The organism is Amnibacterium flavum (assembly GCF_003097495.1).
Lineage (GTDB): Bacteria > Actinomycetota > Actinomycetes > Actinomycetales > Microbacteriaceae > Naasia > Naasia flava.
This window is the reverse complement of record NZ_QEOP01000004.1, coordinates 133,421-151,389: the sequence shown is the minus strand read 5'-3', so window position 1 is coordinate 151,389 and position 17,969 is coordinate 133,421. Positions and strand designations below refer to the sequence as shown.

At 70.5% G+C, this 17,969-nt stretch carries 11 protein-coding genes; 4 read left to right on the top strand and 7 right to left on the bottom strand.

Going from position 1 to position 17,969, the window contains the following annotated elements; translation table 11 throughout:
* Positions 1 to 163 precede the first annotated feature (163 nt).
* Entirely contained in the window at positions 164 to 979 is an 816-nt protein-coding gene (gene rsmI / locus DDQ50_RS15890) for a 16S rRNA (cytidine(1402)-2'-O)-methyltransferase (RefSeq protein WP_116757812.1), read from the bottom strand.
* An 80-nt stretch (positions 980 to 1,059) separates the two neighbouring features.
* On the opposite strand from rsmI, the gene DDQ50_RS15885 reads away from it, so the two are divergent.
* The gene (locus DDQ50_RS15885; RefSeq protein WP_240614472.1) at positions 1,060 to 2,727 is read left to right on the top strand and encodes a dolichyl-phosphate-mannose--protein mannosyltransferase; all 1,668 of its coding nucleotides are present in this window, start codon (positions 1,060 to 1,062) and stop codon (positions 2,725 to 2,727) included.
* 104 nt (positions 2,728 to 2,831) lie between these two features.
* On the opposite strand, the gene DDQ50_RS15880 is transcribed toward DDQ50_RS15885, so the two are convergent.
* The 4 genes from DDQ50_RS15880 to DDQ50_RS15865 all read right to left on the bottom strand — a co-directional run bounded on the left by DDQ50_RS15880 (position 2,832) and on the right by DDQ50_RS15865 (position 7,092).
* Positions 2,832 to 3,221, bottom strand: coding sequence for a hypothetical protein (locus DDQ50_RS15880; RefSeq protein ID WP_133245990.1), 390 nt, complete (start codon positions 3,219 to 3,221; stop codon positions 2,832 to 2,834).
* An 85-nt stretch (positions 3,222 to 3,306) separates the two neighbouring features.
* Positions 3,307 to 5,157 (bottom strand): thioredoxin domain-containing protein, encoded by a 1,851-nt coding sequence (locus DDQ50_RS15875; protein ID WP_116757773.1) that lies wholly within the window; start codon positions 5,155 to 5,157, stop codon positions 3,307 to 3,309.
* Entirely contained in the window at positions 5,154 to 5,978 is an 825-nt protein-coding gene (locus DDQ50_RS15870) for a sulfite exporter TauE/SafE family protein (RefSeq protein WP_116757772.1), read from the bottom strand. The genes DDQ50_RS15875 and DDQ50_RS15870 overlap by 4 nt, the downstream gene beginning before the upstream one ends.
* Before the next feature lie 268 nt (positions 5,979 to 6,246).
* Positions 6,247 to 7,092 carry an aldo/keto reductase gene (locus DDQ50_RS15865; protein ID WP_116757771.1) on the bottom strand — a complete coding sequence of 282 codons (846 nt, stop codon included), beginning with the start codon at positions 7,090 to 7,092 and terminating at the stop codon, positions 6,247 to 6,249.
* 170 nt (positions 7,093 to 7,262) lie between these two features.
* On the opposite strand from DDQ50_RS15865, the gene DDQ50_RS15860 reads away from it, so the two are divergent.
* Both DDQ50_RS15860 and DDQ50_RS15855 read left to right on the top strand, forming a co-directional pair.
* Positions 7,263 to 8,294 (top strand): ATP-binding cassette domain-containing protein, encoded by a 1,032-nt coding sequence (locus DDQ50_RS15860; protein ID WP_116757770.1) that lies wholly within the window; start codon positions 7,263 to 7,265, stop codon positions 8,292 to 8,294.
* Complete coding sequence (locus DDQ50_RS15855; RefSeq protein WP_116757769.1) at positions 8,291 to 9,109, top strand: ABC transporter permease; 819 nt, start codon at positions 8,291 to 8,293, stop codon at positions 9,107 to 9,109. Before DDQ50_RS15860 ends, DDQ50_RS15855 begins: the two co-directional genes overlap by 4 nt.
* A 10-nt stretch (positions 9,110 to 9,119) precedes the next feature.
* Here DDQ50_RS15855 and DDQ50_RS15850 read toward each other — a convergent pair whose 3' ends face one another.
* Positions 9,120 to 12,317 (bottom strand): ATP-binding protein, encoded by a 3,198-nt coding sequence (locus DDQ50_RS15850; protein WP_116757768.1) that lies wholly within the window; start codon positions 12,315 to 12,317, stop codon positions 9,120 to 9,122.
* 185 nt (positions 12,318 to 12,502) lie between these two features.
* Between DDQ50_RS15850 and hrpA the strand changes: the two genes are divergently transcribed.
* Positions 12,503 to 16,390, top strand: a complete 3,888-nt coding sequence (gene hrpA / locus DDQ50_RS15845) for an ATP-dependent RNA helicase HrpA (protein ID WP_116757811.1) — start codon at positions 12,503 to 12,505, stop codon at positions 16,388 to 16,390.
* A gap of 18 nt (positions 16,391 to 16,408) precedes the next feature.
* Here hrpA and DDQ50_RS15840 read toward each other — a convergent pair whose 3' ends face one another.
* On the bottom strand, positions 16,409 to 17,782 hold the full coding sequence (locus DDQ50_RS15840) for an HNH endonuclease signature motif containing protein (protein WP_165829861.1): 1,374 nt from the start codon (positions 17,780 to 17,782) through the stop codon (positions 16,409 to 16,411).
* Positions 17,783 to 17,969 lie beyond the last annotated feature (187 nt).

Below are 17,969 nucleotides of genomic sequence, written 5' to 3'. Positions count from 1 at the left end.
CGAATCGTGTTGACGTCGAGAATTCTGCGTGCGGTCGGCTGAGCCGAACCTGCGATCTCAGGACCCTCCCACCCGCCACGCCGGAAGCCCACGGCCACTGTTGCGTGAGTGCGGAGGTGGAGGCTCGCCCCTGAGGCGCGCGCGGCGGAGGTCTGCGCGGAGATCAGCGCGCGTCGAGTGCGGCCTGGTACAGCTCGCGCCGGGAGAGCCCGGTGGCCTCGGCGATCTCGGCCGAGGCCTCCTTGAGCCGGGCGCCGGCGGCGGTCAGCGCGAGGACCTGCGCGACGCCCGAGGCGAGGTCAACGACGACCGGCGGCGCCCCGTCGACCACGACCACGATCTCTCCGCGGGCGCCGTCGGCGAACCGCTCGGCGAGCTCGGCCGCGGTGCCGCGGACCACCTCCTCGAACATCTTGGTGAGCTCGCGGCAGACGGCGACACGGCGATCGGGGCCGAAGGTCGCGGCCAGGTCGGCGAGGAATCCGCCCAACCGCTGCGGGGACTCGAAGAAGACGAGGGTACGGCTCTCGCGCGACAGCGCGAGCAGGGACGCGCGCCGCTCCCCCGCCTTGCGGGAGAGGAAGCCCTCGAACGCGAACCGGTCGGTGGGCAGCCCCGACACGGCGAGCGCGGTGGGGACGGCTGACGCGCCGGGGAGGACGGTGACGGCGACGCCCGCGTCGATGCAGGCCACGACGAGTCGGTAGCCGGGGTCGGACACGGTCGGCATGCCCGCATCGCTGACGACGAGGAGATCGGTCTCGGCGGCGAGCGGGACGAGTTCGGCGATCCTCTCGCGTTCGTTGTGGTCGTTGAGCGAGATGGTGCGGGGACGGTTCGAGATGCCGAGCCCCTGCAGCAGCCGGTGCACGACGCGGGTGTCCTCCGCTGCCACGACCGTGGCCGATTCGAGGGCGGCGACGAGTCGGGCGGTGGCGTCGCCGAGGTTGCCGATCGGAGTTGCGGCGAGCACGAGCACGTCCCAGTGTCCCATCTTCTCCTCGCGCGCCCTGCGGGAGCGGGGCGAAGCACCGGCCCGGTTCACCTAATCTGGTGCTCGTGACCCAGACCCCGACCGTCGTCGACAAGGCGATCCAGGGGTCGCGCCGGCAGCGCTTCGCCGCGTCGCGCTGGTGGAGCATCGGCGGCCCCGTCGGCGTCACCCTTCTGGCGGCGGTGCTGCGGCTGCAGAGTCTCGGCCACCCCGCGTCGCTGATGTTCGACGAGACGTTCTACGTCAAGGACGCCTGGACGATGCTGAACCTCGGCTACGAGGGATCGTGGCCCGAGGACCCGAACCCCGCGTTCAACGCCGGGCAGGTCGACGGGTTCCTCACGACGGCGTCATACCCCGCGCATCCCCCGCTCGGCAAATGGCTGATCGGGCTCGGGATCGCTGCCCTCGGCCCCGAGAATCCGGCCGGCTGGCGCCTCGGGGTCGCGGTCGCCGGGATCATCGCCGTCGTCCTGGTGATGCTCATCGCGCAGCGGCTCTGGCACAACCCGACCCTCGTCGTCATCGCGGGCGGCCTCCTCGCCATCGACGGGCAGGCGATCGTCATGTCGCGCCTCGGCCTGCTCGACAACTTCCTGATGCTGTTCGCGCTCCTCGGCTTCGGGGCGATCCTGCTCGACCGCGCGCAGTCGACGAGGAGGCTCGAGGAGTGGCTCATCCGCCGCTCCGGCCCCGACGGGCCACCACCGTGGGGACCCGCCCTATGGGCGCGGCCGTGGCTGGTCGCCGCGGGACTCGCCTTCGGGCTCGCCTGCGCGGTCAAATGGTCGGGCCTCTACCTGATCGCCTTCTTCGCCGTCTACGTCCTCGCCTCCGACGCGCTCGCCCGCCGTCGGGCCGGGATCCGGCACTGGCTGTCGGGCACGGTGCTGAAGCAGGGTCCCGTCGCGTTCGTGCTCATGGTGCCGATCGCCGTTGCCGCCTATCTCGCGAGCTGGACGGGCTGGTTCGTCACCTCGGGCGGCTACGACCGCAACTGGATCGCGACCGGCGGTGAGCGGTGGACCGGCCTCCTGGCCTGGGTGCCGGACTCGCTGCAGAACCTGTGGCACTGGCATGCGGGCATCTACGCGTTCCACAACGGCCTCAGCGTCGGCCACCCCTACGCGACCCCGGCGATCCTCTGGCCGTTCCTGACCCGCCCCACCCAGATCTACTACCAGGGCAGCGCGATGGGCGAGAACGGCTGCACCTGGGACTACTGCTCCGAGATCGTCTGGTCGATCGCGAACCCGATCCTCTGGTGGGCGGCGTGCGCGGCCGCGCTGTACCTGGTCTACCGGTTCGCACGCTACCGGGACCCGCGGATCGGGCTGATCCTGACCGGCATCGCCGCCGGCTACCTCCCGTGGCTGCTGTACCCGACGCGCACGATGTTCCAGTTCTACGCGATCGAGTTCCTGCCCTACCTCGTGCTCGGATTGACGGCGGTGCTGGGGCTGGTCCTCGGCTCGCGGATGGGATCGACGCGAGCGGTGCAGCCGGGAGCGGTCGACCGCGCGCTGTCGTCGGCCCGGGCGGATCGTCTCCTCGCTCTGGTGCGCACCCGGATCCCCGAGTCGTGGCGCACCCCGTCGGTGCGTCGACGGTTCGTGATCGTATTCCTCGCGCTCGTCGTCGCCGTCAGCGCCTTCTTCTACCCGCTGTGGACCGGGATGCAGACGCCGTTCTGGTTCTGGACCCTGCACATCTGGCTGCCGACCTGGCAGTAGACGGGCGGCACTGCCCGCCCATTGAGCCCGTCGAAATGAAGGGACGCGCTTCGACAGGCTCAGCGGGCGGGAGGAGCGATCCGACGACGAGCCGGGCGCGCGGCTCAGCTGCCGGCGAGTCCGGCGCGGAGAGAGTGATCGAGACGGTCAGCGGCGTCGGCGGCGGCGATGCTGCCCTCGCAGCCGATCCACGCGAAGAGGCTGCTGCGGGTCTCGTGCTCCCCGGGCATCCACTCCCCGAGCCATGCGTCGGCGGCCCGGGCGACGGCCTCTCCCGTGATCGCATCGCCGGTGATCGAGCGGCGCACGCCGACCCGACGCACCTGGACGCGACGAGGAAGGTTGAGCGGGGCGATTTCATCGTCACTCTCGATGACGACCTGGCCGTACGTGCACAGCGGCATGGTGGCGAGCATCGCTTCGATCGTCACCAAATCCGCGAGGGTACCGCCGAGGAAGACGTGTACTGAGGGATCCGGAACGGTACGTGCCACCCGAGAAGTTTAGGCACGCCTTACCTCACACACCAAACGGATCCGGCGAGCCTGGGAGTGCGCTGGTGCCCGCTCGAGTCGGGCGTCAGCCGACGAGCAGTGCCTGCAGCTCGTCGGGCTCGGTGACGGGGAGCCGGCAGACCAGGTCGACGCAGAGATACGCGGTGCTTCGGCCGTTCCGCGTGACCCGGCCGTCGAACAGCCCGAAGCCGGCGGCGGTCCATTCGGCCGCCTGCGCCTCCGTCACGACGGCGCTCGTCAGCGACGGGTCCCGGCGCGCCAGCCCAGAGATCTCGCCACCGCCGTCCGCATCGGTGACCACGACGAGTTCGCGGGACGGCGAGCGCAGTCGAGCGAGCGCGGCGAGGGTGCCGCCCATGGAGATCGGGCGCGCGGAGGCGAGCTCGGCGAGCGGTTCGACGGCCCGCTCCGCCAGCGCACGGTATCCGCCCTCCCCCGTCAGGTCGTAGAGGGTGAGCGCCGCCATGGCCAACTCCGACAGTCCGGACGGGTAGGCGCCCTCGCTCGGGTCGACGGGCAGTGCGGATCCGTGGGCGGCCAGGGTGGGATCGCCTCCGCCCGGCACGCGGATGCCGCCGTCGTCAGCCCGCACCCGGTCGACCAGGTCGCGGGCCGCGGCCGCGTAGCCGGACTCCCCCGTCGCGAGCGAGAGGTCGAGCAACCCGCGGGAGAGCATGCCGTAATCCTCGAGCGTCGCCGCAGCTGCGGAGGGACGCCCGTCGAGGCTCGCGCGCAGCAGGGAGCCGGGACCGACGTGGAAAGCGAGCAGGTGGTCCGCCGCAGCCCGCGCGAGGTCGATCCACTCGGGTCGGTCGAAGCGGGAGCCGGCGGCCGCGAGCGCACCGATCGCGAGCCCGTTCCAGCCCGTGAGCACCTTCCCGTCGACCGCGGGCGGCGACTGCGCGGAACGCGAGTCGGCATCGAGCAGGTAGTAGCCGCCCTCGACCCGCACACCGTCGACGGTGCTCTCCGAATCCTGAGCCGAACCGAACCCGCCGGAGTCCCGCCGCAGCACCGATGCGAGGAAGTTCGCGACACCGGCCGCCGTCTGCTCGTCGCCGTCGACCGCGGCGGCCCGGAGCAGCAGCGCGTTGTCGTAGAGCATGCGCTCGTAGTGCGGTTCGCTCCAGTCGCGCTTCGTGCCGTAGCGGAAGAATCCACCCTCGACGGGGTCCCGCAGGTCGGAGGCGGCGATCTTCGAAAGCGTGCGGCGCGCGAGCCCGCTCGCGGCCTCGCGGGTGGCCGGGTCGACGAGCCCCGACAGGCCGAGCTGCTGCAGCATCAGGACGACCGGTGCGACGGGGAACTTCGGGGCGCCGCCGAACCCGCCGTACGAGGAGTCCTCGTACGAGGCCAGCTCCCCGACGACGGAGCCGAAGTCGATGAGACGTCGGGCGATTCCGGCGTCGGGCGAGACGACGGGCTGGGCGAGGGCGTCGGCGAGACGGCCCGCGATGTCCTCCACCTCGCCGCGTCGCTGCGTCCAGGCCTCCCAGACCGCGTCGACCACCTGGCGGAACGACGGCTGCCCCGGGGCGGGAACCGGGGGTGCGTAGGTGCCGGCGAAGAACGTCCTGCCTTTCGGCGTCGCGAACACCGTGAGCGGCCAGCCCAGGTTCTGCGTGAAGGCCCCCGCCGCGGCGAGGTAGGCGGCGTCGACGTCGGGATGCTCCTCCCGGTCGACCTTGATCGCGACCACCCGGTCGGCGAGGTAGGCCGCGATGGCGGGATCGCTGAAGCTCTCCCGGGCCATGACGTGGCACCAGTGGCAGGTCGCGTAGCCGATCGAGATCATCACGGGCAGGTCGCGGCGCTCGGCCTCCTCGAACGCCTCGGCACCCCACGGCCACCAGTCGACGGGGTTGTCGGCGTGGCTGCGCAGGTACGGGCTGACGGCGTCGGCGAGGCGGTTCATGCGGGCTCCGCTGCGGCGTCGGCGGCGCGCGCACGCCGGTCGGCCCGACCGCGCCGGATGGTGCGGACGGAGAGCTGTCCGGCCGACAGCAGGAGCAGCGCGGCGAACAGGATCGACGACACCTGAGGTGTCATGACGAAGGCGAGGAGGACGCCGAGGTAGGAGCAGAGCGTGGCGGCGATCCCGACGAACAGCGCCGAGCGCAGATCGACAGCTCGAGCACGGAGGTTGCTGGTCGTCCCGACGGCGCTGGACGCGATCATCGCGACCAGTGAGGTGCCCTTCGCGACGAGGTCGCCGACCCCGAAGCCGACGACGAGGACGGGCACCATGATCACCCCGCCGCCCACGCCGAACAGTCCCGATGCGATTCCGGTCACGACTCCGACGACGAAGAGGAGGGCGAGCACCCACCATGTCTCCTCGATCCGCTCACCGCGCTCGACGGGGATGAGCACCATCCGCACCGCGATGACGACCATGAGGGCGATGAACAGCCAGCGGAGCAGCCCGATGTTGATGCGGCGGAGCAGCCAGGTTCCGATGAGAGCACCGGGCACGGCTCCGACGGCGAGCGCGATGGCGGCACCGAGGTCGACCTGCCCGCGCAGGAGGTAGCCGATCGAGCCGACGACGACGGACGGGAGGATCGCGGCGAGCGAGGTGGCGGACGCGGTGCGCTGGTCCATGCCGGTCAGCCAGATCAGCAGCGGAACCATGACGATCCCGCCGCCGACGCCGAACGCCCCGGAGAGCACGCCGCCGATCACACCGACGACGAGGAGCGGGAGCCAGTGCGGTCGGGCGGGAGCATCAGTCACACGCCAACGCTACGCGCCACCCCGGGCGTTCCGGGCGAGCGCGCACGTTCCGGCCGGCCCGAGACGCCGTAACGTGCGCGCGCCCCGGGCCCTACGCGGATATTCCGGGTCTTAGCGTCCGTTCCGGACTGCTCTTTCGGCCTGAACGGCCGTACGGGATAGGCGTCCGCTTTGTGAGCCTTGGAGCGCGCGCACGTTCCGGCAGGCGGGGCCCGCCGGAACGTGCGCGTTTGCCCGGAACACCCAGGTCGGGTGGGGTGGCGGGAGGTCAGCGGAAGTCGGCGGTTGCCGGGTCGGCGCCGATGCGGCCCGACTCGCCCTGGTCGAGGTCGTCGAACACGGCCAGCTCGTCAGGGGTGAGCTCGAAGTCGAGGATGTCGAAGTTCTCCTTCTGACGTCCCGCGTCGTTGGACTTGGGGAAGATGATCCGGCCCTCGTCGAGATGCCAGCGCAGCGTCACCTGGGCGACGGACTTGCCGTACTTGTCGGCGATGGCCTGGATGTCGTCGCGCTTCGACAGCTTGCCCGAGGCGATGGGCGACCACGCCTCGATCTCGATGCCGTGCTGCAGGGAGAACTGCTGCAGTTCGCGCTGCTGGAAATCGGGGTGGATCTCGATCTGGTTCACCGACGGCACCGTGTCGGTCTCGTCGAACAGACGCTGCAGGTGCTCGGGCAGGAAGTTGGAGACACCGATGCTGCGCGCCTTGCCGCTCGCCTTGATCTCCTCGAGCGCCTTCCACGCCTCGACGTAGTCGTCGAACATGGGCAGAGGCCAGTGGATCAGGTACAGGTCGACGTAGTCGAGGCCGAGGTGCGCGAGGCTCCGGTCGATCGCGGCGAGAGCGTCCTCGCGCTTGTGGTTCGCGTTCCACAGCTTGGTCGTGATGAACAGCTCCTCGCGCGGGAGCGCCGCCTGCTTGAGGGCGTGGCCGACGCCTTCCTCGTTGCGGTACGCGGCGGCGGTGTCGATGTGGCGGTAGCCGGCCTCGAGGGCGCTCTCGACGACGCGGCTGGTCTTGTCGGGTGCCACCTGGAAGACGCCGAAGCCGAGCTGGGGGATCTCGGTCCCGTCGTTGAGCCGGACGGTTGGCACGGTGTTTGTCGAAGTCATGCTTCAACCCTGACACCCATTCGCTGAGAGCGCTCGATGAAAAGCAGACGCACTGCCTGGACACAGGCTGGGCGGTCGAGTGCCGGCGACAGCGCGTGCAAGCGGCACGTGAGTGCCGTGTAAGCGGGCGGGAGCACGCTGAGGGCACTTCCTACGAAAGGACACCACCCATGCCAGCTCCCCACCTCGGAGCACGTTCGGGATCGTGGGCCATCGAGGCCGACGGCCTCGTCAAGACCTTCGGAGACAACCGTGCCGTCGACGGCGTCGACCTTCGTGTCGCGACCGGCACGGTCTACGGCGTGCTCGGCCCCAACGGCGCCGGAAAGACGACCACCATCAGCATGCTCGCGACGCTCCTGCGCCCCGACGCCGGTTCCGCCCGTGTGTTCGGCCACGACGTCACCCAGGAACCGAACGCGGTCCGCCAGCTCATCGGCGTGACCGGACAGTACGCCTCGGTCGACGAGGGCCTGTCCGCGACCGAGAACCTGATCATCTTCGCCCGCCTGCTCGGGCTCTCCCGCGCGGATGCGCGGCGCAAGGCGACCGAGTTGCTGGACGAGTTCGGCCTGGCCGAGGCCGCGGCTCGCCCGTTGAAGAACTTCTCGGGCGGCATGCGACGCCGCCTCGACCTGGCGGCGAGCCTCATCTCGCAGCCGCCGCTACTGTTCCTCGACGAGCCGACGACCGGCCTCGATCCGCGCACCCGCGCGCAGATGTGGGACACGATCCGCCGCCTCGTCGCGACGGGATCGACCGTCCTCCTCACCACGCAGTACCTCGACGAGGCCGACCAGCTCGCCGACCGGATCGCGGTCATCGACCACGGAAGGGTGATCGCCGAGGGCACCGCCGACGACCTCAAGGCGTCTGTGGGCAGCACGTCCCTGCACCTGCGGGTGGACGACCGCGACCGGATCGAGGAGGCGCGCTCGATCGTGTCGTTCGCGCTCGACACCGCCGCCGTCGTCTCCCCCGAGGCCGGCCGGATCACCGCGCCCCTCCCCGACGCGGACCGGGTCGCCGACATGCTCATCGGTCTCCGCGCCGCGGGAATCCATGTCACCGAGCTGAGCGTGCAGCAGCCGACGCTCGACGAGGTGTTCCTCACCATCACCGGACGTCCGGCCGCGGACGACACCGCGTCCGACGACGTCACCCCCGAAGCCCGCCTCTCCCCCGAAGGAGCGAACGCATGAGCACCCTCACGCAGATCGCCCCCGGCGTCTCCCGCCGGGTCACCTCCCACACCACCCTCGGCGACACCGTCCGGCAGTCGCTCACCATGGCGTACCGCGGTCTCCTCAAGATCCGAAGGACGCCGGAGCAGCTGTTCGATGTGACGCTGCAGCCGATCATCTTCACCCTGATGTTCACCTACATCTTCGGCGGAGCGATCTCCGGAGACGTCGCCAGCTACCTGCCGGTGATCATCCCCGGAATCCTCGTCCAGACCGTCATCACCACCTCGGTCGTGACCGGGACCCAGCTGAGGGAGGACATGGACAAGGGCGTGTTCGACCGGTTCCGTTCCCTCCCGATCGCCCGCATCGCCCCGCTCGCCGGCGCGCTGCTCGCCGACACGGTCCGGTACACGATCGCGACGACGCTGACCTTCACGATGGGCTACATCATGGGCTTCCGCCCCGAGGGCGGGATCGGCGCGGTCCTGCTCGCCGGTCTCATCGTGATCGTCTCGGCCTGGGCGATCAGCTGGATCTTCGCGTTCTTCGGGATGATCGCCCGCACCGCGAGCAGCGTGCAGGGGATCTCGATGCTGATCCTGTTCCCGCTCACGTTCCTCTCGAACGCGTTCGTCCCCGTCGACACGATGCCGGGCTGGCTGCAGTGGTTCGTGAACATGAACCCGGTCTCGCACCTCGTGACGGCGGTCCGCTCGCTCGTCAACGACGGGGTGGTCGGAGGAGACCTCGTCGTCTCGCTCGTCGGCGCCGCGGTGATCGTCGCGATCTTCGCCCCGCTCACCGTTCGGGCCTACATGCGCAAGGCCTGAGCCCCGCCGCTCACCCGCGAGCGGCGCTCAGCAGCTCGAGCGCACGGCTCGTCACCTCGTCCTCGGACAGGGTGGCGAGCCGTTCGTGCGCTTCGCGGATGATGTCCTCGCCGCCCCGTCGCCGCGCGAGAGCGTCGAAGCGGTCGAGGTCCACGCTCGGCAGGTCCTGGCGTGCGCCGAGCCGGCGCGCGAGGGCGAGCGTGTCGGCGATGTCGCGCGGATCGCCTCCGCTGAGCATCCGCCACCCCGCCCATCCCACGAGGACGGCGCCGATGGCGGGAAGGTCACTCGTCTCGCCCTGCGTCCGGAGCTCGACGATCCCGCCCACCCGCAGACGTCGGGCAGCCCAGCCGAGCCAGACGATCTCGGCGTCGTCCCAGACGTCGCTGCCTGCCAGAGCGGCCATGCTCAAGCACGCGGATCCGACCATGAGGCCCCACGGACCCGGGATGCGGGACTCCCGGCCCGAGCCGCGACCGAGGACGCGCCGGAACAGCTCGAGCGAGAGGCGAGGATCGCCCTCCGCGGCGGCGATCTCGGCGAGGCCGGCCCATCCGACCATCCTCAGGTCGGCGAAGTCGGTGCCCGAGTCGTCACCCGAGGTGAGGGGCTCCAGTTCGGCTTTCGCCGCGGCCACGTCGCCGAGCGACAGATGGGCAAGCCCCGAGATCCACGAGATCTGACCGAGTTCGTTGGTCGCCCCGATGGCGCGCATGCCGTCGCCGGAGATCGCCGCCCATTCGAGGGCGAGCGCGGGTCGACGGCGCTGACTGTGGAGATGCGCCAACGCCTGCGCCGCCATCGAGCGCCCCCAGAGGCTGCCGACCGAGGTCGCCCGATCGAAGGCGCGACGGGCCAGTCGTGTCGCCTCGTCGGTCTGCGCCCGGTTCTCGTTGAACTGGGCGAGGGCCAGGAGGGCGAACGTCTCGACCGCCGGGTCGCCGTCCCGCGACTGGCGTTCCAGCTCGGCGGCGAGTTCGGGCGCGTGGGGAGCGAGCAGGGCGAGCCGGACGAGCGCGGCGAGCGAGCGGTCGAGCGGGCCAGTGCACTCGGTGATGCGGCGCAGTCGCACCAGCAGGCGCAAGGCGGACAGTCGCGGGTCGACGAGCAGGGTGACCCCGCCGACGACGAGAGCCGACACGGTGGCGACGACGGTCCGGGGTGTCGGCACGAAGGCGAGAGGCATGCGCGTCAGACCGGGCGCCATCTGCAGAACCTCGCTGTGGGCGCCGCGGATGGTCCAGAACTGCCCGAGCGCCCCGAACACGGCGTAGGCGGTCTCGGCGTCGCCATCCCTGATCGCCGCGCGGAGGACGGCGATCAGGTTGTCCTGCTCCTCGTCGACCAGGAGGACGCCGCGCACCAGCTCGTTCGTGCGCATCGCATCCACCTGCATGACGCTGAAGTCGACTGCCCAGTCGATGAGGGCGCGCGTGACGAGCTCGTCCTCCCCCGCTTCGGCGATCTGCAGCTCACCGAACTCCGCGACCGTCTCGAGCATGCGGTAGCGGACTCTGCCCGTTCGCGGCAGCTCCGTCGTCTGCAGCAGGGACTGCTGCACGAGGGCCTCGAGCTCGTCGAGGACTTCGGTACCCGATCCCGCGACCGCTGCCGCGCCGTCGCTCGAGAACCCGTCCGGGAAGCGGGACAGACGCCGCATGACCCTGCGCTCCGGCTCGGTCAGCAGATCCCAGCTCCACTCGATCACCGCGAGCAGGGTGCGGTGACGCTCGGGAGCCGTCCTGTCGCCGCCAGCGAGCAGGGCGAAACGGTGGTCGAGCCGCCTCTCGATCTCGTCGACCGACATGGTGCGCACCCGTGCGGCGGCGAGCTCGATCGCGAGCGGCAGACCGTCGAGCCGTTCGCAGATGCGGACGATCGTCGGCCCGGGCAGCGAGACCGCGGGACGCACCGCCGTCGCCCGCTCGACGAAGAGGCGCACGGCGGGTCCGTCACCGCCGTCGGCGTGCAGCGGCTCGAGGGGGTAGACCCGCTCCCCCGCGAGCGCCAACGGGGAACGGCTGGTCGTCAGGACCCGGAGTCCGTCGACGGATCGGAGCGCGTCGTCCACCCAGACCGCGACCCCGTCGATGAGGTGCTCGCAGTTGTCGAGGACCAGCAGGGTCGCGCGTTCCGCGAGCGCCGACAGCACGCGCTCGCGCACGCTGATGCGGATGACCGCGTTGTCGACCGCCCTGTTGCCGATCCGGGATTCGACGATGCCGAGCGCGCTCGCGACGGCCAACGGCAGGTCGTCGGCGCTTCTCAGGCCGGCGAGTTCGACGAGGACGACGCGCGGGATCTCGGCCGATCGGGCGACCTCCTGGGCGAGCCGGGTCTTGCCGAGGCCTCCGGCGCCGAGGATCGTCGTGAGTCGTGTCGTGGCGACCGAATGGAGGAGGGCGGCGACGTCCTCGTCGCGCCCGATGAGCTCCGTGGTCGCGAAGCGCACCCCCACCCGTGTCGTGCGGGGCGCCCCCTCCTCGCGCAGGATCCGGGCGTGCAGTTCGACCAGCCGGGCGCCCGGTTCGCTGCCCAGCTCGTCGCGGAGGGTCTCCCGCAACGCGGCGAACGCGGCGAGCGCCTCCGCACGACGGCCCGCGGCGACGAGTGCGCGCAGGCGCAGTTCGTGCAGGATCTCGTCGAACGGGTGCTGCGTCAGGAGGACGGCGAGGTCGGCCAGCGCGTCGGCGGGTCGATGCGCGTCGACCAGCGCGATGGCACGAGAACGCAGCAGCGCGGATCCGAGAGATGCGGCGGTGGTTGCGAGCTCGCCGGCGAGCTCTCCGCCGCCGAGATCATCGCCCGGCTCGCCCCTCCACAGGGCGAGGGCCGCATCGCACGCCCGGATCCGCTGGTCGGGGTCGCCGTCTGACGCGATCGCCTGCGCCGCCCGGCGCACGAGCAGAAGGTCGGTCGAGTCGGCCGCGATCGCGTATCCCGATGCCGACGAGAGGATGACTCCTTCGGCCGTGCCCTGACGCAGGCGGGAGACGAGGGTCTGCAGCGCGGCGCGCGGGTTGCGGGGAGGATCGTCCTCCCAGAGCGCATCGGTCAGCGGGTCGACCCCCACGGTGGAGCCGCCCGCCAGCGCGAGCGCTGCGACGAACCGCTTGGCGAGGGTTCCCGTCACTTCGACGAGCTCGCCGTCGCGCCCCGCGAGGAGCACGGGGCCGAGAACAGCGACCCGAATCGCAGCGACCGTCACCCGCCGATCCTAGGACTCGGTCGCCGACGGAGATGACCGCCGGCGCCGGCCGGGCCGGAGAGGCCCGGTCGACCCCGGTCGGCTGCGCGCGCGTCGGCGAGTGGACCGTGTCCAGCGGCGTCGTCCACCCGGGTGCGACCCCCTCGCGCCGAGCCGGCGGCCGCAGCGGGGAGAATAGGGAGGTCATGTCCGAAGAGCTGCGCATCTCCTACCCGCCGGAGCTCCCGGTCAGTGCGATGCGCGATGAGATCGCCGAGGCGATCCGCGACAACCAGGTCGTGATCGTGGCGGGGGCGACGGGTTCGGGCAAGACGACCCAGATCCCGAAGATCGCGCTCGAGCTGGGCCGCACCTCGATCGCGCACACCCAGCCGCGACGCATCGCCGCGCGCACGATCGCCGAGCGCATCGCCGAGGAGATGGGGGTCGAGCTCGGCACCCTCGTCGGCTACCAGGTCCGCTTCACCGACAAGGCGAGCGCGTCGACCCGCATCAAGCTGATGACGGACGGCATCCTGCTGAACGAGCTGACCCGCGACCGGATGCTGCGCCGCTACGACACGATCATCCTCGACGAGGCGCACGAGCGCAGTCTCACCATCGACTTCCTGCTCGGCTACCTGAAGCAGCTGCTGCCGAAGCGTCCCGACCTCAAGGTCATCGTGACGAGCGCCACGATCGATCCCGAGAGCTTCGCGAAGCACTTCGCTTCCGCCGACGGCACCCCTGTCCCGATCATCGAGGTGTCGGGGCGCACCTATCCGGTCGAGATCCGCTACCGGCCGCTCGTCGCCGACACCCTGCCCGGTGAGGATGACGAGGGCGCGGCCGCCGAGGATCTCGACCTGCTCGGCGGCATCCAGGCCGGCCTGCGCGAGCTCGACGGGGAGGCGCCCGGCGATGTGCTCGTGTTCCTCTCGGGCGAGAACGAGATCCGCGACGCCTCCGACGCGCTGTCGGGGCTGCCGCAGACCGAGGTGCTCCCTCTCTACGGGCGACTCTCCGCTGCGGACCAGCATCGTGTCTTCGAGCAGCGACGCTCGTCCGGCGTCCGGCGTCGGGTGATCCTGGCCACCAACGTGGCAGAGACCAGCCTCACCGTGCCAGGCATCAAGTACGTCATCGACGGCGGCACCGCCCGCATCTCGCGGTACGGCGCCCGGTCGAAGGTGCAGCGGCTCCCTATCGAGGCGGTCTCGCAGGCGTCCGCCAATCAGCGCGCCGGTCGCGCCGGTCGCACCAGCGACGGTATCGCGATCCGCCTCTACTCGGAGGAGGACTACGAGAAGCGGCCCGAGTTCACCGATCCCGAGATCCTGCGCACGAGCCTCGCGGCCGTCATCCTGCAGATGCTCACGCTCGGGCTCGGCGAGATCGCCGATTTCCCGTTCCTCCAGCCGCCCGACGCGCGCGGCATCAAGGACGGCCTCGACCTGCTGCGCGAGCTCGGTGCGGTCCGAGCCGACGGCAGCGTCACCCGCGTCGGCCGCGACATCGCACGACTCCCCCTCGATCCCCGATTCGCTCGGATGCTCGTGGAGAGCAAGAAGCACGGCGTCACCCGCGAGGTGCTCGCGATCGTCTCGGGGCTGAGCATCCAGGATCCGCGGGAGCGTCCTCTCGAGAAGCGTCCGCAGGCCGACGAGAAGCACGCCCGGTTCGCGGACCCCACCAGCGACTTCCTGTCGCTGCTCAACCTCTGGAACTACCTCGAGGAGAAGCAGCGCGAACTCTCATCGAGCGCCTTCCGGCGGCTCTGCAAAGCCGAGTACCTCAACTATCTGCGCGTGCGCGAATGGGCGGATGTCTCATCGCAGCTCCGCCGGCTCGCGAAGCCGCTCGATCTCACCATCGGCGAGCCGAAGGCCGACCCCGACGGCGTGCACCGCTCGATCCTGGCCGGGCTGCTGTCGCAGATCGGGGTGCTCGACGAGCGGAGCACCGCCAAGCCGGTGGCTGCGAACGCCGGGCGGGGCGGCGAGCGTCGCGGCCCCGATGCGCGGAACGTCGAATACGTCGGCGCACGACAGGTGAAGTTCGCGGTGTTCCCGGGGTCGAGTCTCGGCAAGAAGCGTCCCGCCGCCGTGATGGCCGCCGAACTGGTCGAGACCTCCCGCCTCTTCGCCCGAACGGTCGCGGCGATCGATCCGGCGTGGGCCGAGCAGCTGGCCGGCGATCTGGTGAAGCGCAGTCACAGCGAGCCGCACTGGGAGGCCAAGCAGGGCTCCGCCGTCGGCTGGGAGCGGGTCACGCTCTTCGGGGTGCCGCTCGTGGCACGTCGACGTATCCAGTGGTCGCGGATCGATGCACCCTTGGCGCGGGAGCTGTTCATCCGGCATGCGCTCGTCGAGGGCGAGTGGCCGCCGAACATCGACCGGTCTCGTGACCGCAACTTCGACTTCGAGCGCGCCAACGCGAAGCTGCGCCGTGAGCTCGAGGCGCAGGAGGAGCGCACCCGCCGCCGCGACATCCTCGTCGACGACGAAGCCGTCGTCGACTTCTACGACGATCGTCTCCCCGCCGACATCGTGTCCGTCCGCAGCTTCGAGACCTGGTGGGCGAAGGAGCGGATCGCGCATCCCGAGCGGCTGCTCATGCGCCGCTCCGACCTGGTCGACGAGGATGACGAACCCGAGACCGAGGAGGCTGCGTACCCGCCCCGCTGGACGCAGGGCGATCAGACACTGCGACTGCGCTACCGGTTCGAGCCGGGAGCCGAGGATGACGGGGTGACGGCGCAGGTGCCTCTTGCGCTGCTGCCGCGTCTGACCTCCGACGGCTTCGACTGGCTGGTCCCCGGGTTCCGGCACGAGCTCGTCACCACCATGCTGAAGACCCTGCCGAAGGCGATCCGCCGCACCGTGGTGCCCGCCGCGGATTGGGCGACACGACTCGAGGCCGATCTGCCCGAGCAGCCGAGCGGATCGCTCGCCGCGACGCTGGCGACCGCGATCCGCCGTGCGACGGGCGCTCCGGCGACCGCTGAGGACTTCGATGTCGAACGCCTCGCGCCGCATCTGCGGATGAGCTTCGCGGTCATCGACGAGAACGGGCGGCTTCTGGCCACCAGCACCAGTCTCGAGACGTTGCAGCAGCGGTTCGCCGAGCGGGCGCGGGACTCGGTCGCGAAGGTGTTCAGCGAGGCGCCGCGGGGACGCGAGCGACGGCCCGGGCCGGGCGCTCCGGCTGCTCCGGTCCAATCGATCGAGCGGGCCGGGATCACGACGTGGGACTTCGACGAACTGCCCGAGACCCTCGAGGTGCGCCGGGGCGGCGGGAGCATCCGCGCGTATCCGGCTCTGGTCGATCACGGCAGCAGCGTCTCCATCACCCTGTTGGCGACCCGGGAAGAGCAGGTGCGGTCGCATCGCGCGGGTGTTCTGCGTCTGCTGCAGCTCGCGATCCCCTCCCCCGTGTCGTATCTCAACGATCATCTGACGAGCGCCGAGAAGCTGTCGCTGGCGACGAGCCCGTACCCCAGCAGCCGTGCACTGTTCGATGATGCGCTGCTCGCGGTCATCGATGATCGGCTCCGGGAGCGGACTCCCGATGGGCTGATCTGGACGAAGGCCGATTTCGAGGCGGCGCGCGATGCGATCTCCGCGGCATCCATACCGGATCTGTTTGCACTGGTGTCGTTGGTGTCGCGGGTTCTGCTGGGGTTCCGTGCCGCGTCGATCGCGGTGAAGGATGCGACGAGCATGGCGCTGCTGTCGCCGCTCACCGATCTGCGAGGTCAGCTGGCGGCGCTCGTCTATCCGGGTTTCATCTCGGCGACCGGGGTGCGCCGGCTCAGCCGGTTGCCGGTGTATCTGGCGGGTGCGGAGCATCGGGTGGCGAAGCTGCAGGAGAACCCGAATCGGGATCGGGTGTGGATGAACGAGGTCCAGTCGGCGACCGATCGCTATCTGGAGGCGGGAGGCTCGCTGCCGCTCTCGCGCGACGCGGAGCCGCGGTTGGCGGAGGCGCGGTGGATGATCGAGGAGCTGCGGTTGAGTCTGTTCGCTCAGCATCTGGGTGCGCTCGGCCCGGTGTCGGTTCAGCGCATCACGAAGGTTCTCGCCGGGAAGTAGGCGGGGCCGGCGCTCCGCTCAGGCGGCGAGGCGCGGGGTGATGATGCGGCGCGGGGTGCGGGCGGCATCGACCCATATCGGTGGGATGAGGTAGCGCTCGGGTCCGTGCACCTCGAGCGTCCAGCCGTCGAGGTCGAATCTTCGGTGGTGGAACGGGCAGAGCAGTGCCCCGTTGGTGAGATCGGTGGGGCCGCCTTCGTGCCAGGGGGTGATGTGGGCTGCTTGGCATCGCGATGGTGGTTCGTCGCACCCGGGCCACACACATCCGCCGTCGCGGATGGCCATCGCTTGGCGTTGGGCGAGGGTGAAGAGTCGTCGACCGGTGCCGAGGTCGAGCGGTTGGGAGTCGCCGCCGAGGACGACCGGGATGATGTTCGCGTCGCAGGCGAGGCGCCGGGCTGTGGTGGCGCTGATGGGCTCGTCGATGCCGAAGATGGTGGCGGAGCCGATGCCGGAGACAAGCGTTTCGTGGCTGACGGTGACGAGCATCGTGACGGGGGTGCCGGACATGTCGCCGGTGTCGCTGCTGAGGCTGTCGCGCGCCATGGAGACGAGGGCGTCGTGGCGGCGCTGGGCGAGGGTTCGGGTGTCGGCGGCTGCCTGGTCGGGGTTGTCGAGCTCGTCGGCGTCGACGAAGGCGACGGGACGGCGGGGCGCCACGCGTGCGTCGAGCGCGGTGCCGATGAATCCCCACGATTCGGGGTCGGATTCGATGACGGCGCGGATCATGCCGTTGCGTTTGGTGGAGACGGTCATGGAGCGCAGTTCGCGCATCTGCTCTTCGCGCGGCTCGATGCCGTCGGGGTTGAGGATGTCGGGGAGTGAGCGGCACAGCTTGGTGAGGTCGAGGAGGCCGAGGAGTTGCGCCTGGTCGACGAGGGATGTCTCGAGCGAGTGGAGGTCGTCGAGCGAGAGGAACGGGTCGACGGCACGTAGCGCGTCGAGGATGACTCGGGTGGCGTCGAGGCCGATCAGCCCGCGGTCGACGGCGTCTGCGACGACGGGACGGAGGGAGGGAAGCGGCTCGCCGGTGAGAGCGGTCCGTGCGTGCAGCTGTTCGCCGACCCTGCACCAGTCGGCGGCCCGGGTGGGTGACACATCCGCCGTGTGGGCGAGGACGTGGGTCGCGGATTTCTCGCCGAGCCGCTTGGCGAGGGGTTCGGCGAGTGCCCTGTCGGACCTCTTGGCGACTTCGCCCGCCACGCGAACGGCGGCCGCGTCGGTGAGCTTCGCGATCTGACCGAGTCGCGCAGCCAGATCGAGAACCGTGGAGTCCTTCGCCCCGGACAGCAGCTCATCGAGCGTGGAATCGGCACCCGCCGACACCATTCCCCGGATGAGCTCGGCGAGCGCGCCGGCCTGCTCCGCGAGGAGGTCGATCGGGCTGCTCATACCCCTGATTATCCAGGTGACCACCGACATTGAGAGGGCCGAATCGACCTGATCAGAGGCGGATTCGAAAAGATTCTCGCAAAGATTCCGATGCCCCGAACAAGGTGGTGGAAGTACCCGCCGAGCACACCCGAATCACCCGATGCGACGCGCTCAACGCACGCCGATCCACCGACCAAACCCCACG

Excerpts from the sequence above, each read along its gene's own strand:
- hrpA (WP_116757811.1), top strand. The coding sequence starts at position 12,503 with ATGTCCGAAGAGCTGCGCATCTCCTACCCGCCGGAGCTCCCGGTCAGT.
- DDQ50_RS15875 (WP_116757773.1), bottom strand. The coding sequence starts at position 5,157 with ATGAACCGCCTCGCCGACGCCGTCAGCCCGTACCTGCGCAGCCACGCC.
- DDQ50_RS15855 (WP_116757769.1), top strand. The coding sequence starts at position 8,291 with ATGAGCACCCTCACGCAGATCGCCCCCGGCGTCTCCCGCCGGGTCACC.
- DDQ50_RS15840 (WP_165829861.1), bottom strand. The coding sequence starts at position 17,782 with ATGAGCAGCCCGATCGACCTCCTCGCGGAGCAGGCCGGCGCGCTCGCC.
- DDQ50_RS15860 (WP_116757770.1), top strand. The coding sequence starts at position 7,263 with ATGCCAGCTCCCCACCTCGGAGCACGTTCGGGATCGTGGGCCATCGAG.
- DDQ50_RS15865 (WP_116757771.1), bottom strand. The coding sequence starts at position 7,092 with ATGACTTCGACAAACACCGTGCCAACCGTCCGGCTCAACGACGGGACC.